A 23,252-nucleotide genomic window follows, 5' to 3' on the forward strand; every position below is an offset into this window, starting at 1 on the left:
CCTACCTCCTGTCCTTACTATGTAGCACGACCACATAGCCATCTGGGCAAGTCACCGACACTTCCCTATCTATATATTCGTTAGAAGCGTACACTTTTTTAAAGAAAAAATTTTCCTCTGTCAACTCATACTTGGCACCGAGAATGGTCAGCTGGCTATCCCGAACTGGCATAAAGGCTAGGTAGTCATAGTCTGAACGGGGTTCAAGCTGACTGGTCCCTTCCGGACAATAGGCAATCAAATTTTGCCCATCCTCAATTTCTATCTGGCGCATAAAGGGTGCTAATTTGGGATTGCTGGGCAGAAAGACATTGGCCAACATATGATCAATACGACCTCCCAAGGCACCGAAAATAGTAACCTGAGCCTCAGAATTCTTCTCAAAAATGGTTAAGAGAGCCAATTCCAGATCTGTATCATCCTTTTCTGGTCGAGCTTGAACAAAATACTGGGCACGTTTTTGAATCACCTGTCGCTCTTCTTCGGTCACAGAATCAAAATCTCCGACTGCTAGAGCAAGAGGTAGTTTTTCCTCCAAGACCCAGAGCGAGCCTCGATCCACACCAACAAAACCATCAAAGTCCGTCCGATAATGACCACGGTCTCCGCCTGCAAAAACGGCAACCTTAGTCCAGTTGTTTTCTGAGAGTTTGTACTCGCTCATTGACATCTCCCTTAAAGACATAGGAACCTGCTACAAAAACGGTCGCACCAGCTTCTTTGGCTAGAGCAATAGTTTTATCATCAATCCCACCATCGACTTCAATCTCAAAGTTCAAACCTTTTTCCTTACGAAGTGCAACCAACTCACGAACCTTATCCATGGTTTCAGGCAGAAAGGCTTGCCCACCGAAGCCTGGGTTAACTGTCATGACTAAAACTTGGTCAACTAGGTGAAGAACGTGCTTAATCGCCCCAACAGGCGTACCAGGATTGATGACAACTGATGGCTTGACACCGAGTGAACGAATTTTTTGGAGGGCGCCATGAATATGAGGCGTTGCTTCTACATGGATACTGATGATATCTGCTCCCGCACGCGCAAAGTCTTCTAAATGATGCTCAGGATTTGACACCATCAAGTGGCAGTCAAAGACCATCTTGCTGTGAGGACGAAGACTCTCGACCACACCCGCACCAAAACTGATTTGTGGCACAAAATGACCGTCCATAATATCAATATGGGCATATTCTGCCCCAGTTGCTTCTAGGCGTTTGATTTCACGTTCAAAGTTGGCATAATCTGCTGCCAGAATTGACGGAGCAATCTTGTATTGAGACATAGGTTTCTCCTTATTTTGGAATTTTTTTACTGACTTTTTTATAGGTTTCTCTGCGATTTTCAATCTCACTGAGGAATTGCAGGTAGTTGTCAAAACGGAAGGACGCAATGGTACCTTCTTCAACTGCTGGCTTGACAGCACAGGACGGCTCATGGGTATGGGTACAAGTGCGGAATTTGCAGTCTCGACTGACAGTAGCAATCTCTGGGAAGGCCTGATTGAGGTCTTCAGCCGTTGTTACTTCATAATCCAGTGATGAAAAGCCTGGTGTATCTGCGATTTTACCCCCATTAAGATTGTAAAAACTAACTGCTCGAGTAGTGTGGCGCCCGCGACCCAGACTGTCTGAAATTTCTCCTGTTTCAAGATTGAGATCTGGTGCGATTTTATTGAGAAGAGTTGATTTCCCAACACCTGTCTGCCCCATAAAAACTGTAACCTTACCTGTTAATAAAGGCAGGAGTTCCTCTTTGCTGGTCACAAAGTCATAGCCGATGTCACCATAGGTCTGCTGGTAAAAATCCAGTTCTCCCCCGTCTTCCAACAAATCCATTTTAGAAATATAGACGATGGGATGAATACCCTTATGCTCCAAAAGAACCAAGAAACGATCCAGCAAATTGCTGTTAAAATCAGGTTCCTTGACGGACATGATTACTACAGCTTGATCAATATTAACAATAGGCGGACGGACTAGACTGTTTTTGCGTTCATGAATCTTAAGGATATATCCCTCAGAGTTTTCCTCGGCAGAGAAATCTACCCAGTCCCCAACGTAAGGGGTATGACCTTTTTTACGGAAATTTCCACGCGCCCGTGTTTGATAAACCTGACCCTCACTCTCTACATAGTAGAAGCCTGCCAAGGCTTTAATGATTTGTCCCTGCATCTTAGAGTCCTTGCCCTTTAAGTGCGTCTGCTAGGCTGGCAAATTCTTCCAAGCTGAGAGCTTCCCCACGTACACTTGGTGACAAACCTGCTTGGTCCAAGGCCTTGGTCAGCTTGTCCTTGACTTCCTCAGTCTTGCCAAAGTAACCTGTCAAGTTATTCCATAAGGTCTTGCGACGATGAGTGAAACTTGCCTTGGAAACCTTAAAGAAGAAGTTCTCGTCTTCTACTGCTACAGCTGGCTCTGGACGACGCACCATTTTCAAGATGGCTGAGTCCACGTTTGGCGCTGGCACAAAGACCGTACGAGGTACGATAAAGGCAACCTTGGCTGTCATGTAGTACTGAACCGCAATCGACAAGCTACCATAAGCCTTGGTATTCGGTTGGGCTGAGATACGATCCGCCACTTCTTTTTGCATCATGACGACAAACTCACTAAAAGGAATGCCACTCTCAATCAAGTGAATGAGAATAGGCGTTGTGATGTAGTAAGGCAAATTAGCCACTACCTTGATTGGCAGGTCAGGATTTTTGAAATTCTGGATATGTTGCGCCAAGTCTACCTTGAGAATATCCTCGTTGACTACGGTCACATTATCAAAATCACGCAAGGTATCTGCCAAAATCGGTACCAAACGGTGGTCGATTTCAAAAGCCATGACCTCTGCTGCACGCTCAGCCAAAAACTCCGTCAAGGCACCAATACCTGGGCCAATTTCAATGACATTAACTTGGTCATCAATCTCAGCCGTATCCACGATTTTTTGTAGGATATTGGTATCCGTCAAGAAGTTTTGCCCGAAAGACTTTTTAAAGGTAAAACCGTGACGCTCCAGCACTGCCTTGGTCACGCTATAATCTGCAATTCTCATCTATTCTCTTTTCTATTATCTGTTACTACTATTGTAACACATTCCCCTTGTATTTTGGGGGTGAAAATCATACCAAAAAACTATCTTCCCTCATGAAGAAAGATAGTCTTGAAAATCTTTAAAGGGGGAATTAGCGCTTCTCTCGAAACATCCGTTCATACTCTTCGAAAATCTCTTCAAACCACGTCAGCTTCACCTTGCCGTACTCAAGTACAGCCTGCGGCTAGCTTCCTAGTTTGCTCTTTGATTTTCATTGAGTATCAAAAAAATCAGCTTCCTGATAACTTCGATTTTCGGGTAGGGTCAAATCTACATCCTCCTCCACATCATCCACTGTCAGTTCAACCGTTTGAGGTAAATTTTTCAAACGATAATGCTTTTGTCTTTGCACTTCAATGCTAGCAAAATCAAGCAAATAGCCATTCACTCGGATTTGAACTAAAAGAAGATGATTGGTCATGTTTTCCATGATGAGAATATCTTCTAAACCACCTCTGGCACTCGGATAATCAGATACCCTGCGAATACGGATTTTTTCACACATGAGCAAGCTCCCTCATATCAATGATTTCATCGGCCTTATTCCAGACTAGGGGATTATGGGTTGCAATGATGATCATTCTATTTTCATCTTTCAAGCCAACCAAGAGATTCATAACCTCCTCTGAATTTTCAGGATCAAGAGCTGCTGTTGGTTCATCTGCCAAAATCAAGGGTGGATTTTTCAAAATAGTCTTCGCAAGGGCAACTCGTTGGGCCTCTCCCCCAGATAAAGTATAAATTTTTTGTTCTAGATCCAAATACCCTAGATTAACTTTTTCTAAAGCCTCCACTTGCCTTTCCAAACGTTCTACTTTTGAGATTTTCTGACCAACAAAGCCCAAATCCAAATTCTCTTTGATTGATTGGTTTTCTAAGAGGCCAAAATTTTGAAAGAGATAGCCCATCTGGTCTCGAAAATACTCACGAGTGGGAATGGTTTTTAAATCTTTCCCCTGATAGAGAACCCTTCCTCCATCTATCTTTTCTAGCTTTCCTAAGATATTCAGCAGCGTCGTCTTTCCGCTCCCACTCTTCCCGATTAAGGCATAGACCTTGCCCTTCTCCAGCTTGAGATTCAAACCAGAGAAAATCGCGCGGTCATTAAATTTCTTTTCCAATCCTTGAATATCAATCATCTTATTTTCCTTTCAATACTGCCATGCTACCAGCTTCTTCTTTTTTGTCCTGCCTTACTAAAATCAAGAGGGCGTTAAGCGTAAATAAAGCTACAACTAAAGCGCTAATCAAGCTATCTCCTGTCAAAACACTAGATAGGATTAGACCAAGCAAGAGAACTCCTCCTTGCGCCAGTAAGTACTTGCCATGAAGCTCATAGATTGTCATACCAGAAAGACGTTTAATCATGATCTCCCGTCTAAACTGCTCAAAATAGAGAAGATTCATGGAATCAAATAACAAGATAGCCGTAGACAGGGTCAAAATAGTCCCTATAAGGAGAGAGTAGAACTCCATCCGTTTGTCATTTAGTACCTTGGCAAAAAATAGCTGGCTTTTTACCAAGTAAGAGACCTTGTGATATAGTCCTTGATCTTTTAGAGCTGTGATGCTATCTCCATATCGATCTAGTTTCAAGGCACTATTAGCCGTAGTTCCCCACAACATCCCTGCAACAGGTCTTGTTCCAGTCGCTTGCGGCGTTAAAACTACAATAATTGGGTCTTTTAGGTACTGGCGTGTCGTCTTGTACCCATCGTTATAGAGGAAGCGTTCCTGTCCTGTTTCTGTAAAAGCTAGCGTTACCTGTGGGAGGTAGTGTTTCTGACTCGTCACTTCTACACTTTCAGATGAAAAGTTTTGCAGGTAATCTGTAAATAATCCTTGATAGTAGGAAGACTGCTCTCTCAAGCTCTCAGGTAAGATCAGCCCAAACTCTCCCTCAGACAAGTTTTGCATCTTGTCCATAAACTCTGAAGAAACGGTAATCTTTTCTTCTATCAGATAGCGCGGTGAGACATAGATAACATTCCCTGACGGTGTGTAGTCATTGAGACGATTGCCATCTAGATCCACTTCTGCTCCATCTGAGAAATTGTCAACATTGCTCATGATATAAAAAGAGTCTGTATTTGCTAACCGTTCTTCAGTAAATGTCTGCCACTCACGATTATCCTTACGCATTCCTTCTTCATCGGCAAATGCACTAGACCAACCAAAGGATAGACGGTAACGGTCTGAGGACTGGCTCCATTTATCGCTTGCCTTCTCCATCTCCTGCATTTCACGGTAGTGGGGTAGGAGAGCTGTCGCACTCGATCCGACAACCAATACAGCTAAGAGTTGCCCCATCATCATCAATGTCAGCATACGTTTGAGAGGGAGTTTCCCTTTCAATAGATCCACCAGACTATTTTCCTGTAAACCAAGTAGATACACGACACTTAGTAAGGTAGAAATCCCGGCCAGGATCAATCCATAAAATAGAAGAGCAATGATGACAAGTTGCACCGTTGCCATAAACAAGGCACCTTGATACCAGAGAAGCCCCAATCCCACAAGACTGGATACCAGCACTGAGCAGATAAGCTGTCTCACATCTTCTAACACCGGTCTGAGAGCAACCCCAAACAAGCTCTCACCAGCTATTAAGCGAATCCCTGCCTGACGAAGGGACTTGATCCGATAAATCAGGGTCAAACTCATAAAGGTCAGCAGAAAAATAGCTAAACTCAGTAGCACCATAGGGGTGGCCGTCAATAGTAAGACTATCGAAAATGGATCTTCTCCATTCGAAACAAAGCCTTGATAACCAAGCTCTTTCAAGGTGGTCTGTAAGCTCACTCCATCCAAACTTCCTGACACAATCAAGTAAGAACCTAATAAATCACTCGTTTCTGCACTCTCCTTGGAGGAAATGGTCAGACCTTCTGGAAGCTCTCCCTGACCGTAAGTGGCATAGGTAAAGCGTGTTTCTCCAGCTTCATTTGGCTCAACAATCCGACGGGCGATGAGACTATTATGCTCTACCGCCAAGTGACTCAAAGCCTCTGTCACCTCTTCGCGACTAGCTACTGGTTGATTTATCATCATTCCTGTCACATCAACAGAGAGATAGTTACCAAATAAAATCTCTTCTTGATGGTCAACGGAAGTTATCGCCATATAAAGCGATACCAATACCATTGAAATCAAAATAAATAAACGTTTCATCATTTCCTCCAAAAAGTTACTTGGTCACTTAGTGAGAAGGTGACCACAGTCACTGCAATGTTAAGAAGTTTATTAAGTTCTTTCTACTAGCAACATCTTTAAATATATTATATCCGTTTTTTCAAGAACTATCAAGGACATCAATGTCCTTAAAATCTAACTATTTCATATTATTTTTGGCTCATATCTAAAAAACAGCTCTAAAGACGAACTTTAGAGCTGTTTTGATGCAAGAACAAGGACATTTTTGTCATTGCTTCACTATGTTTATAAATATTTTTTTACATCCTCTTGCCATTCCTCTGTCAATTTCTTTACTAGAAATTCATCTCCAATTAGCTGCGCAAATGTTTTAGAAGACTGATAAAATGATTCAGCTAAACTAAAATCTCTTTCTTCTCTTAATGCTTGCTTCCACAAAAACATAAATACAAGAGGTTTCTTTTGATAATCTTGAGTTTTATCCATAATTTCTTGTAAACACGATAGATAATCATTAAAACAATCAGTTACTCCTACCTTTTCAAGACAACACATTCCTGAAATAAGAGTATCTCTAATTATAAAGTAATTCTCTATTTGAGTTATCTTCTTCTGTCCCAAAAGCAAGAACATTAGCTTTTCGATTTGATTCACAAATTTGGCAAGATCGTTTCTAATGAGCATTTGATAAAAAAACAAACGAATCAACAACATATCATTTATTGAATAAGCTTCTTTTTCTATAATCTGAGGCATATATTCCTCAAGTATTAACTCTGCATATTCAGGCCTTCTAGTTCTAGAAGTATCTAAACACGCCTGCAATACTTCACATGCTAATTGTTCTTCTTTAGGAAGATTATCAAAGTATATTTTATAAATCTCTTCCAAACACGCTTCTTTCTTATCATACTCCTCTTCTTTACCATAGATTGGTTCACGTAAAATCTGGTATTTCAATTCTAAATAAGCAGGAGGAAGAGCTGAAAAATCCGGCATAAGGCTATAAGCTGGAACTCCTAGCCGGCGAGCAATATAGTCTAACTTGGGCAAACTTGGTTGCGAAGCTCCACTTTCAATTCGCGACAGTTGACGAACTGTCAGTTCTTGCTCATCTCCACAAAAATCTGGACGACTAATTCCTTTTTCTATCCGAATCTCTTTAATTTTTTGACCAATTAACATCAGACGCCTCCTCTTCTACCTGCTTCGAAAAATACTGTGAAACTTAAAAAATTGTAACGGCTACATCTTTCCTACTCATAAGATTTCATAGCTTCTTCCACTTCTGCCAAGGTGACCCCAAACAACTCTAGGCGTTTGAGGAGTTGCTTGCCGTTGGAATAGCCGATTCGGAGAGCCTCTCCCAGATATTCTCGGCGCTTACGGCTGTCTGCCCCTGCTAGAAAACCAAGGCTAATCAAGTCGCTACGACTGATGTCAAACTGGCTCTCATGTTCAAATTGTTCTGTCACCTGAGCTAGAGCCGTTTTCAAGTCTTCATAGCTGGCATGCTCAATTCCCAGAGAACGCCCCTTGGTCTTGGACTTGGGAACAGCTTCATCTCGTTTGAGGAAGGCATGCTGAACTGTTGGAATGGCCGTCATAATCATACGACGAATCCGCTCCCCATTAAAATCTGGGTCTGTAAAGACAATGACTCCATGACGTTGGTGTAGGCGTTGAATCCGCTCTAGATCCTGGTCATTGATGGCAGAACCTCGTGTCTCATAGGTCTCTACATCGAAATAGCGTTTGAGATTGGCCGTATCATCGCGCCCTTCAACCACGATAACTTGGGAAATTTTCTCTTTCATTACTTGCTATCCAATCCAAAAATTCGTTCTGCATTTGCAGTTGTTACCGCCGCTAGCTCTTCTGTCGTCATACCACGCAAGTCGGCGATAAAGTCCACCACATAGCGAGTGTAGGCTGTTTTGTTTTCGCGACCCCGTTTAGGAACAGGAGCCAAGTAAGGAGCATCCGTCTCCACCAAAATCTTGTCCAAAGGTAACTCTTTAGCTGCTTCTTGGATGTCAGTTGCCTTCTTAAAAGTCACCACTCCTGAGAAGGAAATGATCATACCAAGCTCGACAAACTTCTCTGCCCATTCAAGAGTTCCTGAGAAAGAATGCATAATGCCACCTCTAGAACCAACTCCCTCGCTCTTGATAATCTCATAGGTGTCTTCCAGCGCATCACGGGTATGGACAACAAAAGGCAAATCCAAGTCCTTAGATAACTGGATCTGACGCCGAAAAACCTGCTCCTGCACCTCTTTCGGCGCTGTCATCCAATGATAATCCAAACCAATCTCACCCAAGGCAACCACCTTGGGATGTTTGAGCTTGTCAAGCAAGTAGGCTTCAATCTCCTCTGTGTAGGTTCCAGCTTCTGTCGGATGCCAACCAATGGTTGCGTAAAGTTGGTCATACTCATCTACCAACTCCAAGGCACGCTCAATCGTCGGTTTATCAAAACCCACAATATTCATCTGTGTCACACCCATCTCAGCAGCCAAGGCGATTTCTTCTGCCTCACGACCCGCAAATTCTTCTACATTCAAGTGTGTATGTGTATCAAAAATCATCTCTTCTAACCTCGTTTTCTATCTTCTATTATACCAAAAAAGAGGAGGGGCACCCAATTTTTCGGTTTCCCTCCTCTCTTTAATAGAGCTATTCTGCTAGCTTTTCTATCCGATATTGCCCATCTTCTATTCCACAGCTAGAGACAGAAGATATTGGCTATATTGATAGAACATCCCTATTCATCTAATACTCTTCGAAAATCAAATTCAAACCGTGTCAACGTCGCCTTGCCGTACTCAAGTACAGCCTGCGGCTAGTTTCCTAGTTTGCTCTTTGATTTTCATTGAGTATAAAATATGCGATTATCTTGGGTTCTCACTTTTCTCACCTATCACTAGGATTGATGACTTCTCAAAATCCCCCTTATAATCTAACTTTAAGTAGAGAATATAACTTTCTAGCTGTCCTATTTTCTACGTCTAGCTTTTCTTCCTAGCAAAGCAAAACCACTGGTTGCCGCCACTAGACCAAGACTAGCAAGTGCTGCACTTGATGCTGAACCTGTGTTAGGTAGTTGTTTGCCAGCAGGTGACTGGTAGGTAACATCTTGCATTGTTCCTGCAGTTGCTTGCGGTGCACTTGTTGCCTGACGAGCAGCATTAGGAGCCACTGGTCTCTTAGGAACTGTAATCATGGCAATGGCTTGCACGCCAATCGTTTCTGCTTCCTTCACATCTTCCACAGTTTTCGCATTTTCAATCTCTTTGAGAGCTACTTGTTTTTCTGCTTCCACTCTTGCTAAAAGTTCTGCTTTTTCTTTATCAGAAAGCGGTGAGCCTTTGATTTCATCCTGCTTGTCCTTGGCAGCTTTTTCAATGGCATTTTTAGCTGATTCTTTTTCAGTAGCTAATTGCTTAGAAGCTTGTGATTGAGCTGGGTTTTGTGAACCTGTATTAGCTTGTCCGCCTGCCTGGCTACCACCGCCTGCATTCGCATTAGCATCTGAGCTTCCAGTATTGCCTCCATTATCTCCACCTGGTGTAGTTTCTGGCTTATACTCTGGTGTAGCTTCTTGAGTTACAGATTCACCTTTCGCAGATTGTTGAACTGTATCTTTTCCTAGAATCGTCACTACTGAACCATCTGGGAATGTGATTGTTGCTGTACCATCTCCAGCTACATTGATTGTCGCTCCGTCTAATGCTGAACCATTTGCTTGTAAAATAGCAACCTTAACTTTTTCTTTTTCTTCATCTGTTAAATGAGTTATATCTTTTACATCTACTCTTTGAGCAGGCGCTTTAACAGTTGATTTTTCAGCAGTCGGTTTAGTGCTATCTTGTGCTTTTGGATCTTGTGCTACCAATTGATTTCCTGGAATTGTAATAGCTGAACCATCTTTAAAGACGATTGTCGCTGTGCCATCTCCAGCTACTTCAACTTTAACATCGCTTCCGAATCCATTTGCATCTACTACAGCTTTTTTAACAGCTTCTTTTTCTGCATCTGTTAATCTTGTAGCTTCTGCTACTTTTGTAGGGTTAGCTGGGATGATTACTTTTGTCTTCTCTGCGATTGTTGGTTGCTCTTGTGTTGAAGTTTCCTCTTTTTGAACTACTAGACTGGTTCCTGGAATTGTATTGACTGAACCATCTGAGTATGTCAATGTCGCTGTTCCGTCTTTAGATACCTTAACATCTGTAGCAGTTGGATTTGCTTGTTTCACTTTCGTAGCTACTGCAGCTTGTTCCTCAGGTGTTAAGCTATGAGCATTCCCGACTTCTGTAGTTGCTGGCACCACTGCTGGATTTTGCGTGGCTTGTGTTGCAGCTTCATTGTCAGTATCTTTGGCTACTACTAGACTGGTTCCTGGAATTGTGTTTACTGAACCATCTCCATATGTTAGCGTTGCTGTTCCATCTTTAGATACCTTAACATCTGTCGCCGCTGGATTTGCTTCTTTGACCTTAGCTGCTACAGTATCTTGCTCCGCCTGTGTCAAGTTGTGAGTATTTTCAACAGGTACAAAGTTTCCTGGAACTTGCGCTGGGTTCTTCTCTGCATCTGTCTGAACTTTTGGAGTTTCTTGTTTACTTCCTTTTTCAACAAGTTTATCCCCTGTTATTGTATCTACAGATTTATCTGGATAGGTGATGACTACTGTTCCATCAGGTCTTACTTCTACTGTAGTTCCTGCTGGGAAGTTGTTCGCTTCCTCAACCGCTTTTTTAACCGCAGCTTGTTCTCCTGGTGTTAACTTAGTAGTGTTTCCTACTTGTGTTTTTCCTGGAATAACTGGCTCGGTTCTTGACGCGATTGTTCCTGTCTCTTTGTTAGCTGGCGCTACTAATTTATCTTTAGAAATCGTATCGCTTGAACCATCTTTATATGTGATAACAGCTGTTCCATCTGGTTTTACTTCTACTGTTGTTCCATCTGGGAATGTGTTCGCACCTTCGATGTTTTGACGAACTTGTTCTCTTTCTTCATCTGAAAGTTTTGCTGGATTTTCCACTTCCACTTTGTTTTCAGGAACTTTCGGTTCGAATTTAGATGCAATAGAGCCATCTGGTTGAACTTCATTTATCTTATGAATACCAGCTTCTTTCGCCGCGTTGATTTCATCTTTAGATTGACCTTTGTTGATGTCTTCAATCGCTTTATCTTTGGCCTTATTGATTTCTTCGATAGCTTTTTGTTTCGCTTCGTCTGATAAATCTTTATTGTTCTTGATTTCGTTAATGCGTTTTTGAGCTTCTTCTAGTATTTCAGCTTTTGCTTTCGCTTTTTCTTCATCAAGATTTGTCACATCTGGTTTCTTAACTTCTGTATCTGCTTTTGGATCATATTTTTCAATATTTTCTTTTGCTTGATCTGCAATTTGTTTAGCTGTTCCTGCTGATGATGCTTGGTCAATAGCTTTGTTAGCATCTTCTTTGGCTTTATTGATTTCTTTTTCAGCTTTTTGTTTTTGCTCAGCTGTTAAATCTTTAGCTTTATTGATTTCTTCAAGTTTTTTCTTAGCTGCATCTTCTACTTGTTTTTTAGCATCTTCTTTCGCCTTAGCAAGATCATTATCTTTATCAGCTGTTCCTAAGGAATCAACTACTTCAACCGGTACTTTTACAGTCACTTTGCTACCATCAGCTAGCGTTACTTCTACTTCTGCTTCTTTAGTTCCTGTTTCAGTTGTGGTTGGTTTAGAAATAACTTTCGCTGTTAGTCCATCAGCTAGTGCTAATTGTTTTAGGATTTCTTCGTCTGTTAAGTCTTTGCCTTTTTCAACAGTTGCTTTTCCGGATACTAAAGCAGTTTGTAAGTCTAACTCTGGTTTAAAGATACTTGTAGATTGCCCTTTAGCAGTTTGTGGATTATAAACATCTGCGATTGCTTTCTTACCTTCTTCTGTTGCTTTCGCTATTTCTTCAGGTGTTTTAGCATTGTTAATCTTATCTTCTGCCGCTTTCTTAACTTCATCTACTTTGGCTTTCAAGGCTTCTTTTTCTTTATCAGTTAAAGTTGTATCTCCGCCAATTTCACCTTTTTCTGTGTTAGCTGCAGCATCTAAGTCAGATTTAGCTTGTTCTGGAGTTATTTGATGAACTGCATCGATTGCTTTCTTACCTGCTTCTGTTGCTTTTGCTACTTCTTCTGGTGTTGTCGCTTTATCAATGTTAGACTCTGCAGCTTTCTTAGCTTCATCGACTTTAGCTTTTGCTTGGGCTTTTTCATCTTCGCTTAGTTTTTCATCTGCGTCGATTTCTGCTTTTTCTTTTGCAGCTGCTTGGGCTAAGTCTGATTTTGCTTGAGCTTTTGCTTTGTCTAGGCCTGATTGGTCAGCAGGTAAATCTGGGCTAGTAGGACCTTCAGTATTTGAATCTGTATTTCCTCCTTGACCGTTTTGGTTACCTTGAGAGCCTGAACCTCCTTGACCGTCTTGGTTGCCTTGAGAACCTGAACTATCTGTGGATTCTGCTTGCTTAGTGACTTCTACATCAATTGTTTTTGCTACGCCATCACGTGTTACTGTTACTGGTACGACTTTCTTACCATCTTTTTCTGTAATATTTCCGTACGCTACTGTATCAGTATCTTTTAGTGCTTCACCGTTTGCTGTTACTTTTTCTTTTACTTTCGCTTGGTCTTCTGCTGTTAAGCTTTCGCCTGCTACTGGTGATTTTGAAATTTCAACTGGTTTTGTGGTGTCTTTTACAGCTAATGTGAATTCTTCTGCTTGCTTAGTGACTTCTACATCAATTGTTTTTGCTACACCATCTCGTGTTACTGTCACCGGTACGACTTTCTTACCATCTTTTTCGGTAATATTTCCGTACTCTACTGTATCAGTATCTTTTAGTGCTTCACCGTTTGCTGTTACTTTTTCTTTTACTTTCGCTTGGTCTTCTGCTGTTAAGCTTTCGCCTGCTACTGGTGATTTTGAAATCTCAGCTGGTTTTGTGGCATCTTTTACAGCTAATGTGAATTCTTCTGCTTGCTTAATGACTTCGACATCAATTGTTTTTGCTACGCCATCACGTGTTACCGTTACTGAAACAACTGTTTTATCCTGCTCTTGTGTAACTTTGCCAAATTCTACCTTGTCACCTTCTTTTAACGACTCGCCATTGACTAGTAAGTTTTCTTTGACTTTTTCCTTATCTTCGTCTTTTAAGTCTTCTCCTATTGTTGGGGTGTTTGGTATCTCAATCGGTTTTGTTGAGTCTTTTACACCTACTGTAAATACTTGGTCTTTTTTAACAACTGGAACTTCAACTGTTTTTGTAATTCCATCACGTGTCACTTTTACCGGGACAACTTTCTTACCGTCTTTTTCTTTGATTGGTTCGTATTCTACAGCATAGGTATCATCTAATTCCTTATCATTTACAGTTACTTTTGCTTTTACAGCTGCTTTATCTGCATCTTCTGTTAAATTTTCTCCTACTACTGGCTCTTTTGAAATTTCTGCTGGTTTTTCGTTATCTTTCACAGCTAACCTGAAATCTTCTGCCTTCTTCACAACTGGAACTTCAAGCACTTCTGAGCTATTGTCTCCATATGTTACCTTGACTTCCACTACCTTCGTTCCTGGAGTTTTGCCGTCTTTAATAGCACCAGAATTTAAGATTTCTTTCTTAGTCGGTTGTGGTTGTCCTTCTGGTACTACTACAGCTTCTGTAATTGCTTTTTTATCTGCTTCCGCTACTTTAGGAGCGTTAGATGGGTCAACACTTACTGGAACTCCTCCTGCTGTAACTGTTGGAGTTGCTTTCTCAGCATTAGTTTTATGAACAGCATCGATTGCTTTCTTACCTGCTTCTGTTGCAGTTGCTACTTCGTCAGTTGTTCCAGCTTTATCGATGTTAGACTCTGCAGCTTTCTTAGCTTCATCGACTTTCGCTTTTTCAGCTTTCTTCTGATCTTCTGTTAAGGTCTTGTCTGCTTCGATTTCTGATTTTTCTTTGTTAGCTGCTTCTGTTAAGTCTGATTTCGCTTGTTCTTTAGCTTTATCTAACTCTGTTTTGTGTACTGCATCGATTGCTTTCTTACCGTCTTCTGTTGCTTTCGCTACTTCGTCAGTTGTTCCAGCTTTATCGATGTTAGACTCTGCAGCTTTCTTAGCTTCATCGACTTTTGCTTTTTCAGCTTTCTTCTGATCTTCTGTTAAGGTCTTGTCTGCTTCGATTTCTGATTTTTCTTTGTTAGCTGCAGCCGTTAAGTCTGCTTTCGCTTGCTCTTTTGCTTTGTCTAACTCTGTTTTAGCTTCTACAGTTTTGTTTGCTTCCAACGTGTTTGTTGATGTATCTGGATATGTTACTGTTACTTTTCCTTTTTCATCTACTGAAATATCTTTGTCGTTTAAGTTTGGATTTGCTTTCTTAACTGCTGCTTTTACTGCTTCTTTTTCATCATCTGATAAATTATCAACATTATTAACTTTTACTTTTTCTGGATCATTTAGTGGAGATTTCGCTGCTTCTGTTCCTTCTACTGGAACTTCAACAGTTTCTTTTGAGCCATCCTGATAAGTTACCTCAACTTTGACAACCAATTTACCTGTATTATTCGCTCCACCGTTCGCACGTTGGTCTGTACCTTGTACTACTTTCCCATTGTCAACTAAGTCTTTTCTTGGTTGAGCCTGACCTTCTGGAACTGGAACTGATACTGCTTCTGTAACTTTTTGTACATCTTCTGCTTTTGTGATTGTCCCGTTTTCTGTTGGCACTTCACTTAATTTCGCTGTACTTACTGTCGGTGTTATTTTCGCCGCTTCAGATTGAACCACTTCAATTTCAATTTCTTTTGAAACATTTTCGTGTGTCACTTTTACTGGAACAACTGTCTTGTCACCTTTTTCTTGTATTGGGTTGTAGATTACTGTTGAACCTTCTGGAATACCAACAATCTTATCCTTGATTAATTTCTGATCTTCTGGTTTCGAAACAACTACTCCAACCGCTGGTGCTACAGAAATAGGTACAGCACCATCTTTCTTTGATAAAGTAAATTCTGCTTCTTTACCATTTAGGTCTGCTTTCGCTGATAATAAATCTTCTAAAGCACCATCTACATCAGTTTGTCCAGCATCTTCATCACCTAATATTGTTTTCGCTGCCTCTAATTTTTTATCATACTCATCTTTTCTTTGTTGAGCTGTTTTACCATTTTCGTCTGTAGAATTTTTATAAAGTGGACTTTCTTTTACTGATGTACCTTTATTATATTCTTCTTGTAAAAGCGATTTATCGGCATTAACTTTTACTTTTTCACCATTAGGTTGTAAATTATTAATTGCTGTCTCTAATGCAGTAAATAAATTACCCACAGTTGTAATAGTTTCATCAGCACCATTTTCTTTATTTAGCACACTTTCTGCTTTTTCTAACGCATTATCAAAGGCTGTTTGTTTCTCTGTTGCAGCCGATGTATATTTAACCGTTGGTTTAATTGTTTTTGCTTTTTCAGCTAAGTCATGAAGTTGTTTCATTTTACTATTTAATTGTCTAGCTTGTGAAACATAATTTTCTATATCTTCTTTATTAGCGCTGTTTTCTACTCGATCTTTAAATGATTGTTTTTGATTATTATTTAAGTATTGTAGTTTTTCTAATTCAGCTACAGCTTTTTTACGTTCACCTGATAATTTAGCAAAGTCAACGATAGCGTCCATTTCATCGGTACTAGTTGCTTTATCAATTGCATCATTGTAATCAGTTTTTTCTTGATCCGTTAAACCTGGAATATTAGCAATCATATCCTTATATTGCTGACGAACTTTATCGGCTTCTGCTTTTCTACGAGCAGCTTCTGCATCTGACGCTTTTTTTTGTGCTTCTTTTACAAGATTTAAGATAGTTTCCTCGTCATTTGCTTTCTTTATGTCCTCTATATACTTATCTTTTTCAGCTTTTGGTAAGTTCTCATCTGAAATTTTGTTAATATTTTTAATTGCTTCATCTCTAACTCTTGTTAAATTTGTTGCTACCAAGTCTGCTACAACACTTCCTAAACGAGCTCTTGTTGCATCACGATCAGTATCAGTATCTGTTTTAGCAGCAGTTGTAGCACTATCGACATCAGCATCATTTTGTTTAATCGTTGCGGAATTAATCTTGTTAATTGCAGCATCTTTTTCAGCTGGTGTTAGATAACCTAACGCATTGATCTTATCATTAGCAGCTTTTTTCATTTTAGCTAATTCTACAGCATTTTCATTAGCTTTTGATTGAGCTTCATTCAGAACTCTTTCAATACCTTCACGGTCTGTTGCTCCATCTATTCTAGTTTCAAAACCAGTTTTTTCGCTTGGATATAAATTATCCAACGACCCAATTACCTTTTTAGCTTCATTTCGTGCAGTAGCCACATCAAATGCAGGTTCTTGTTTTTGCTTATATAAATGTTTTTTAGGTACAACAGCTACGATACGTTGAAGTCCTGTTCGTATAATCTTTAATTCATCTTTTTCATTGAACTCAAATCTAAGAGGAAACTTAGGCGAGTTAAAGTTAGCCCCAGATTTAAGATCCCCCGGGCGTACTTCCTTATTACTATTACTATTGTAGTAATTCTGCCCATTTTCTGTTAAATTGACACTTAAAAAGCTTTCCAAGGCTCTGTCTCGGTCATCTGGAGTAATAACATTATAATTTTCCACTGGTATAGGTTTAGTATAATATTTAATGTTTGGGCTTCCATCTGTTTCTAACTTAGTTGAAGCCGTATCACCTTTTTCCGCTTTTGGTTTTTCATAAATCAACCTAGAACCTTCAATAGTATCAGTACTACCATCCTTATAAGTAATCGTTGCATTACCAGTTTTTTCATCAATACTAATTGAATCTTTACCGTTTTTTAGATTATCTTTAAACGATTTATTAGTAGATAAAAGCTCACTTTCATTATTGTCATTTGTTGTCCAAATTTTTTCTTTAATTGTTGTTACTTCATCAGCTGTAAGTTTTGTTTTATCTACTACTCCTGTACGTCCTGGTACCTTTGGTTCAAAAAGTTCATTTAATTTATACAATACCGGAAGCTTAACAGTTTCAACACGAGCGTATTGTTGTCTATTTAATTCTTGATAGACCCCCATACCAAACGTTAACTCTTTAGTGTTTACAGGATCTTTCACCTTGGTAGTATAAGTAACCGTTACAGTTCCAGCAGCTCTTTTTTCCCAATCAACATAAATACTGCGACTCTGAGTACGAAGATCATTCATAATTTTTTGAGTAGGCATATTACTATTATCGTACCAACGATTATTATAATCTCCTAAAAACTTATTAAATTCACTATTTAAACTTACAAATGGAGTTTTTCTTAACGTTTCTCCAGTAGTAGTGTTATGTCTTTCCCACGCGTCTGGATTATTATTATATTTACTATGAATAAAACGCGAATTACTTTCCCAACTACTCCAATTTGTATACTTATTAGTAACTTCACTACCGTTTGTTAGTGTAAGTCCATAGTCATTTCCTAATTCTTCTGTTCCTTCGGGCACAGTGAACCAATGAAATGGTCGCCCACTCCAAAATATCGGAGCTTTTTCATTCGGGTTATCTGGAGCGTTATACCTTAATGTAACCGTAATGACTGGATTTTCTTTTGTATACTTGGAAGTATCAACGTCCATGCGGAATGCATTATAAATACTTGTTGAAGTACCTCTAAGTTTATACACACTTTCTCCATGAGCATAAGCGGTCACTTTATCACCATTAGCTTCATAGAATGTTATCCCGTCCGCACTAGCTATTTGAGATGATGGACCAAGTACAGTAATAGCCCCAATCAAACACGACGCCGCTCCAAAGCTAAACTTTCTAATCGAAAATTTTTCCACACGCTGCCACATCTGCTTAGAGCGTTTCTGCGTTCTCTTATACTTCATTCTTTGATCTCCATTTTTTATTTTTATTTCTTCTTATTCAAAAAGCTAATGCACTATAATAAAACTTTATTATAATATATCTACTTTAGGTGATAAGAATATACGTACATTATAGCATAAAATCCCCCCCCCCCGTCCACTTTTAGCCTAATTTTTACTTTAATTAAAATATATAGAAATTTACCCTATTTGCTATCGTTTTGTCACTAATCCCTTATACAGATTTATAAATTTTAATCGATTCCCATTCAAAAACATAAAATAAGTCATTCTAGGTATCTGAAGCCCTATCCCCCTCCACTTACTTCATCACAAAATAAAGAAAAGACCCTACCAGAACCAAAAGCGTCTGGTAAGGCCTTTTTCTAAATCCAGTCACTAGGCTTAACTAAAAAGCATGACTAGAAATTTTATTGAATATGGTTAGCTAAATCTTCCTGAGCTTTTTTATTTGACTCAGCTTTTTCTTTTAACCATTTTTCATAGAGTTCTTGGTACTGTTTCGCAGTTACCGGCTCTTTTTGCAGTTCAACATATTTGTAGTTATCAGCATCTCCCTTATGACCAACGAACGAGAAGGCTCCTGTAAACGGTACAGTCTTACGGAAGATTGGATTAGCACCACCACTTTGAACTGGTAGGAAGAGGGCGCTGTCAGTCAACCAAGCTTGGACTTCAGCAAATTTTTCATAACGAGCCTGAGTATTTTCAACTTCGCTATCTGCTTCATCTAGTAACTTCTTATAAGCAGAAAGTCCAATTTTTTCTTTTACTTCATTATCTTTTCCAGCAGTCAAACCAATATTGTTAAGCTGTGAACCTGACTCTGGATCCAAGAGATCAAGATAAGTTTTCGGATCTGAGTAATCTCCGCTCCAACCTGAAATATCAATGTCATAGTCCTTTTGTTCAGCTGTATCTGCAAAGAATGTAGCTTGATCCTTCTCGTCTGGAGAAAGTTGAATCACGTCAATCACAACGTTGTCCGCCCCAAGGGTTTCTTCCACTGTCTGCTTAAAGGAACTTGCTTGTTGCACATCTAACTTGGCCGTCTGGTCAACCGGCATATCCAAATGAATTGGGAAGGTCACGCCTTCTGCTTGCAAGGTTTCTTTAGCTTTAGCAAATGCTACCTTGGCTTTTTCAGCATTCAAAAAGGCAGGTTGTGCATCATTCAAATTGATATTCGACCACTCTGTACCATAGTTAATAATCTTTTCATTGACAACATCTCCAAAGTTTTTACCACCGATTTGGACAAAACCACTTGGGATAAGCGTGTTACGCAAGATACGGTCTGCTCCATCTTCACCATTTGTCTGCGCTGCATAAGCATGACGGTCAAAGGCAAAGTTGACAGCCTGACGGAAATCCTTATTTCGCATGGCTGCAAGTGAATCTGTCTTTTCCTTATCAGACTGTTTCATGGTCTGCTTGTAGCTTTGACGATTAACGTTAAAAAGATAATAGAAGGTAATTGAGTTTTGTGGTGTGTAGGTGATTTTGTCCTCATTCCCTTTTTTCAACTGATTAAACACTGAACTTGTCGGGAAGATACGACCGTCCGAGTAGTTCCCTTCCAAAAATCCTCTCGCTAAACTATCTTGATCAGAACCGTCAAAGAAAGAGAGCTTCACTTTCTCAATTTTCACATTATCCTTGTCCCAATAATTAGGGTTTTTATCAAATTCAATCAAAGATTTTGATGAGAAAGATTTAAACAAGTAAGGACCATTTGACAAGATACTGGATGGTGTTACACTACCAAAGTCATCTCCCTTAGATTTCAAAAAAGATTCATTTACAGGACTCAAAATACCCCCAGTAGTCTTAGAATTCCAGTAAGATTCCGGCTTATTCAAAGTATATTGAAGAGTATAGTCATCCACTGCTTTAACTCCAACAGTCTCAAAGTCAGATGTTTCTCCCTCAACGTAGTCTGCGAGGCCCTTGATAGAGTCTTGAACCAAGTACAAGTTTTCAGCCTTTTTATCAGCTGCATACTTGAGACCTGTCACAAAGTCATGAGCCGTTACATCCGCATACTCTTCGCCCTCTGAAGTGTACCATTTCGCCCCCTGACGGATTTTATAAGTGTAGGTCAAACCATCTTTTGACACCGTCCATGATTCAGCCATAGATGGAATGAGATTACCATACTTATCATTTTCTAACAAGCCATCAATCAGGTTGGTCGTGATACTTGAAGTAGAACCACGTGTTGACGTAATGTAGTCCAAGGTATCAGGATTACTAGTAAATACATAAGAGTAGGTTTTCTCAGCATTACTAGATTGGGAAGACCCACACGCTGCTAAAGCTAGACCTGCTGTCAAAACCATAGCTCCAAAAAGCATAACTTTTGATTTCTTCATGATTATTCTCCATTTTTTACAGTATGTGAAATATTATACACCATTTAAGGGAAAATATAAAGTCTTTTGAACTTTTTTACAAAAATAAAAATCAGTAGACTCGAGTTCCTACTGATTTTTGTTATGGTTCGTTTGGATTATGCAGCCAAAACTTTGCGTCCTTTACGACGACGAGCTGCCAATACGCGACGACCGTTTTTAGTTGACATACGGTTACGGAATCCGTGTTTGCGCGCACGACGAAGTTTACTTGGTTGATAAGTACGTTTCACGATGAATACCTCCTCATAGATTTTGTATTCGTTTAGCCGGCTATAAAGTGATCAGTTACTAAACATACTTTACTATTCTATCTGATTCTTTCACTTTTGTCAATAGCTCTAGACAAATGTTTCCAGCTTTTTCGAATGTAAGCCCTATCTACGATACTGTTTCAAGAAACGAGTCATCTTTTCTTGGATTTGGGCTAGTTCATCGACACGAGGAAGGTAAACGATACGGAAGTGGTCTGGTTCCTGCCAGTTGAAGCCTCGACCATGAACCAAGAGAACCTTTTCCTGCTTCAAGAAATCAAGGACAAACTGCTCATCATCATCGATACGGTACATATTGCGGTCGATTTTAGGGAAGATATAGAGTCCAGCCTTGGGTTTAACCGCAGACAAACCTGGAATCTCTTGAATGGCATTGTAGATGAAATTTCTTTGCTCGTAAATTCGTCCACCAGGAAGGAGCAATTCATCCACTGACTGGTGCCCACCTAGTGATGTTTGTACGACTTGCTGGGCCAAAACGTTAGAGCAAAGACGCATATTGGACAGCATATTGAGCCCTTCGATATAGCCTTTAACATGAGTCTTAGGTCCAGACAAGACCATCCAACCCACACGGAAACCAGCAATACGATGAGATTTTGACAAACCATTCATGCTGACACAGAAGACATCTGGTGCCAGGCTCGCCACAGGCGTATGCACATGTCCATCCATGACCATGCGGTCGTAAATTTCATCCGCAAAGATAATCAAATCGTTTTGACGGGCAATCTCAATAATTTCCAGCAAGAGTTCTTTAGGATAAAGGGCTCCAGTTGGGTTGTTTGGATTGATAAGGACGATTGCCTTGGTATTGGAAGTGATTTTTGACTTGATATCGTCAATATCTGGGTACCATTCTGCAGCTTCATCACAGATATAGTGAACGGCATTTCCCCCAGCTAGGCTGACAGCTGCTGTCCAGAGAGGATAGTCTGGCATTGGTACCAAGACCTCATCTCCATTGTCCAAAAGCCCCTGCATGGACATGACAATCAGCTCACTGACACCATTTCCAAGGTAAATATCATCAATATCCACATTGGGGAATTTCTTCAACTGGCAATACTGCATGATAGCCTTACGGGCTGAGAAAATCCCTTTGGAGTCAGAATATCCTTCACTATCCCGCGCATTCATAATCAAGTCATGAATGACTTCGTCTGGCGCTGTAAAACCAAATTCTGCTGGATTTCCTGTATTCAGACGTAAAATCTTTTCTCCGTTTGCTCGCATCCGCATGGCTTCTTCCAAAACAGGACCACGGATATCATAAGCAACATGCTCTAACTTACTAGACTTGTTATATTCTTTCATCTTGTTTCCTCAATTCATCGAGATAGTAACATTATACCACTAGAAAGAGAATGCGACAAGTTTACTGAAATGTGTTACTAAAATCCTACAGAAGAAAAACCTCACTAAAAGCGAGGTCAAGACAGGGGAGATAGCAGGTGTTTTGCCAAAAAAAACATCACATACCAAAAGATAAACCTAGAAAAAGTAAGCCTAAAAAGGAGTCATAGAGAAGATTGAACATGAGGAAAAGCCCCCATATCATCAAGTAATCCCAGCGACCACTTCTTTTAGCGACTAGGAATAAAAACAGATGATAGAGTATATGAAAGACTAAAAAGCCAATAAAACCTGGATAAAGAAGCGGTACCAGACTCTCTAATTGCCAGATCATAATAACTTCTAGCAAGACTGAAACTAGGATGATTCCATAATAAAGGAAATTTGATTTTTTTGTTTCTTGAAAAGAGTGCTTCATCATTCTCCCTCCCTTCACTTCTTTCCTGCTATCCTTTCTTTTATTTTATCATATATTTATATAGATTTTAATCGATAACATTCTTTTGAAAAATACTTTTTTTGCTTTACTTCTATAGTGAAAAGGTTTACAATTATAGTAAGAAAATTTCAGGAGGTTTCATTATGGCACAACGTTACCAAAATATCATGGTCGCAATCGATGGTTCTAAAGAAGCGGACTTGGCTTTTGTCAAGGGAGTTCATTCTGCTCTACGAAACGACGCTAAACTCACCATCGCACATGTCATTGACACACGCGCTCTCCAAAGCGTATCCACCTTTGATGCTGAAGTTTACGAACAACTCCAAGTCGACGCTGAAAGTCTGATGAAAGAGTACGAAAAACGTGCTAAAGATGCTGGGGTGGCAGATGTTCATATCGTCATTGAAATGGGAAATCCAAAAACTCTACTGGCACGTACTATTCCAGATGCAGAGGAAGTGGACCTCATCCTCCTTGGCGCAACTGGTCTCAACGCCTTTGAACGCCTCTTGGTCGGTTCTTCATCTGAATACATCCTCCGCCATGCTAAGGTCGATTTGCTGGTTGTGAGAGAACAAGAAAAAACCTTATAA

The 23,252-nt window shown here is 40.0% G+C and carries 16 protein-coding genes; 1 reads left to right on the forward strand and 15 read right to left on the reverse strand.

The genetic code is table 11. From position 1 onward, the window contains the following. Nucleotide 1: 1 nt before the first annotated feature. The 15 genes from OC529_RS01830 to OC529_RS01905 all read right to left on the reverse strand — a co-directional run bounded on the left by OC529_RS01830 (nucleotide 2) and on the right by OC529_RS01905 (nucleotide 22,638). Nucleotides 2–664, reverse strand: a complete 663-nt coding sequence (locus OC529_RS01830) for a thiamine diphosphokinase (protein WP_173212209.1) — start codon at nucleotides 662–664, stop codon at nucleotides 2–4. Continuing rightward, complete coding sequence (rpe, locus tag OC529_RS01835) at nucleotides 627–1,283, reverse strand: ribulose-phosphate 3-epimerase (RefSeq protein WP_173212211.1); 657 nt, start codon at nucleotides 1,281–1,283, stop codon at nucleotides 627–629. Before rpe ends, OC529_RS01830 begins: the two co-directional genes overlap by 38 nt. A gap of 10 nt (nucleotides 1,284–1,293) precedes the next feature. After that, nucleotides 1,294–2,172, reverse strand: a complete 879-nt coding sequence (gene rsgA, locus OC529_RS01840) for a ribosome small subunit-dependent GTPase A (RefSeq protein WP_262081349.1) — start codon at nucleotides 2,170–2,172, stop codon at nucleotides 1,294–1,296. Between the two features lies 1 nt (nucleotide 2,173). After that, on the reverse strand, nucleotides 2,174–3,046 hold the full coding sequence (gene rsmA, locus OC529_RS01845) for a 16S rRNA (adenine(1518)-N(6)/adenine(1519)-N(6))-dimethyltransferase RsmA (protein ID WP_172930845.1): 873 nt from the start codon (nucleotides 3,044–3,046) through the stop codon (nucleotides 2,174–2,176). 250 nt (nucleotides 3,047–3,296) lie between these two features. After that, entirely contained in the window at nucleotides 3,297–3,590 is a 294-nt protein-coding gene (locus OC529_RS01850) for a hypothetical protein (RefSeq protein WP_171039689.1), read from the reverse strand. Continuing rightward, the gene (locus OC529_RS01855) at nucleotides 3,583–4,224 is read right to left on the reverse strand and encodes an ABC transporter ATP-binding protein (protein WP_000565529.1); all 642 of its coding nucleotides are present in this window, start codon (nucleotides 4,222–4,224) and stop codon (nucleotides 3,583–3,585) included. Before OC529_RS01855 ends, OC529_RS01850 begins: the two co-directional genes overlap by 8 nt. Nucleotide 4,225: 1 nt before the next feature. After that, complete coding sequence (locus OC529_RS01860) at nucleotides 4,226–6,256, reverse strand: bacteriocin-associated integral membrane family protein (RefSeq protein ID WP_262081350.1); 2,031 nt, start codon at nucleotides 6,254–6,256, stop codon at nucleotides 4,226–4,228. Between the two features lie 267 nt (nucleotides 6,257–6,523). Next, nucleotides 6,524–7,423, reverse strand: a complete 900-nt coding sequence (locus OC529_RS01865; protein WP_262081351.1) for an XRE family transcriptional regulator — start codon at nucleotides 7,421–7,423, stop codon at nucleotides 6,524–6,526. A 71-nt stretch (nucleotides 7,424–7,494) separates the two neighbouring features. Next, complete coding sequence (gene rnmV, locus OC529_RS01870) at nucleotides 7,495–8,055, reverse strand: ribonuclease M5 (protein WP_262081352.1); 561 nt, start codon at nucleotides 8,053–8,055, stop codon at nucleotides 7,495–7,497. After that, the gene (locus OC529_RS01875) at nucleotides 8,055–8,828 is read right to left on the reverse strand and encodes a TatD family hydrolase (RefSeq protein ID WP_262081353.1); all 774 of its coding nucleotides are present in this window, start codon (nucleotides 8,826–8,828) and stop codon (nucleotides 8,055–8,057) included. Before OC529_RS01875 ends, rnmV begins: the two co-directional genes overlap by 1 nt. A 407-nt stretch (nucleotides 8,829–9,235) precedes the next feature. Continuing rightward, complete coding sequence (locus OC529_RS01885; RefSeq protein WP_410095799.1) at nucleotides 9,236–18,172, reverse strand: DUF1542 domain-containing protein; 8,937 nt, start codon at nucleotides 18,170–18,172, stop codon at nucleotides 9,236–9,238. 410 nt (nucleotides 18,173–18,582) lie between these two features. Then, entirely contained in the window at nucleotides 18,583–20,547 is a 1,965-nt protein-coding gene (locus tag OC529_RS01890) for a peptide ABC transporter substrate-binding protein (RefSeq protein WP_262081354.1), read from the reverse strand. A 137-nt stretch (nucleotides 20,548–20,684) separates the two neighbouring features. Then, the gene (gene rpmH, locus OC529_RS01895; protein ID WP_000831905.1) at nucleotides 20,685–20,819 is read right to left on the reverse strand and encodes a 50S ribosomal protein L34; all 135 of its coding nucleotides are present in this window, start codon (nucleotides 20,817–20,819) and stop codon (nucleotides 20,685–20,687) included. 144 nt (nucleotides 20,820–20,963) lie between these two features. Then, complete coding sequence (locus OC529_RS01900; protein ID WP_000666460.1) at nucleotides 20,964–22,178, reverse strand: pyridoxal phosphate-dependent aminotransferase; 1,215 nt, start codon at nucleotides 22,176–22,178, stop codon at nucleotides 20,964–20,966. 157 nt (nucleotides 22,179–22,335) lie between these two features. Next, on the reverse strand, nucleotides 22,336–22,638 hold the full coding sequence (locus tag OC529_RS01905; RefSeq protein ID WP_172928461.1) for a hypothetical protein: 303 nt from the start codon (nucleotides 22,636–22,638) through the stop codon (nucleotides 22,336–22,338). Between the two features lie 161 nt (nucleotides 22,639–22,799). Between OC529_RS01905 and OC529_RS01910 the strand changes: the two genes are divergently transcribed. Next, a complete protein-coding gene (locus OC529_RS01910; RefSeq protein ID WP_050208772.1) occupies nucleotides 22,800–23,252 on the forward strand; it encodes a universal stress protein in 453 nt (150 codons plus the stop codon).

This window comes from Streptococcus sp. Marseille-Q5855 (assembly GCF_946901985.1).
Lineage (GTDB): Bacteria > Bacillota > Bacilli > Lactobacillales > Streptococcaceae > Streptococcus.

Coding starts and splice junctions, on each gene's coding strand:
- OC529_RS01905 (WP_172928461.1), bottom strand. CDS start 22,638: ATGATGAAGCACTCTTTTCAAGAAACAAAAAAATCAAATTTCCTTTAT.
- OC529_RS01885 (WP_410095799.1), bottom strand. CDS start 18,172: ATGAAGTATAAGAGAACGCAGAAACGCTCTAAGCAGATGTGGCAGCGT.
- rpe (WP_173212211.1), bottom strand. CDS start 1,283: ATGTCTCAATACAAGATTGCTCCGTCAATTCTGGCAGCAGATTATGCC.
- OC529_RS01850 (WP_171039689.1), bottom strand. CDS start 3,590: ATGTGTGAAAAAATCCGTATTCGCAGGGTATCTGATTATCCGAGTGCC.
- OC529_RS01860 (WP_262081350.1), bottom strand. CDS start 6,256: ATGAAACGTTTATTTATTTTGATTTCAATGGTATTGGTATCGCTTTAT.
- OC529_RS01900 (WP_000666460.1), bottom strand. CDS start 22,178: ATGAAAGAATATAACAAGTCTAGTAAGTTAGAGCATGTTGCTTATGAT.
- OC529_RS01865 (WP_262081351.1), bottom strand. CDS start 7,423: ATGTTAATTGGTCAAAAAATTAAAGAGATTCGGATAGAAAAAGGAATT.
- OC529_RS01910 (WP_050208772.1), top strand. CDS start 22,800: ATGGCACAACGTTACCAAAATATCATGGTCGCAATCGATGGTTCTAAA.
- OC529_RS01830 (WP_173212209.1), bottom strand. CDS start 664: ATGAGCGAGTACAAACTCTCAGAAAACAACTGGACTAAGGTTGCCGTT.
- rsgA (WP_262081349.1), bottom strand. CDS start 2,172: ATGCAGGGACAAATCATTAAAGCCTTGGCAGGCTTCTACTATGTAGAG.
- rnmV (WP_262081352.1), bottom strand. CDS start 8,055: ATGAAAGAGAAAATTTCCCAAGTTATCGTGGTTGAAGGGCGCGATGAT.
- OC529_RS01855 (WP_000565529.1), bottom strand. CDS start 4,224: ATGATTGATATTCAAGGATTGGAAAAGAAATTTAATGACCGCGCGATT.
- OC529_RS01890 (WP_262081354.1), bottom strand. CDS start 20,547: ATGAAGAAATCAAAAGTTATGCTTTTTGGAGCTATGGTTTTGACAGCA.
- OC529_RS01875 (WP_262081353.1), bottom strand. CDS start 8,828: ATGATTTTTGATACACATACACACTTGAATGTAGAAGAATTTGCGGGT.
- rsmA (WP_172930845.1), bottom strand. CDS start 3,046: ATGAGAATTGCAGATTATAGCGTGACCAAGGCAGTGCTGGAGCGTCAC.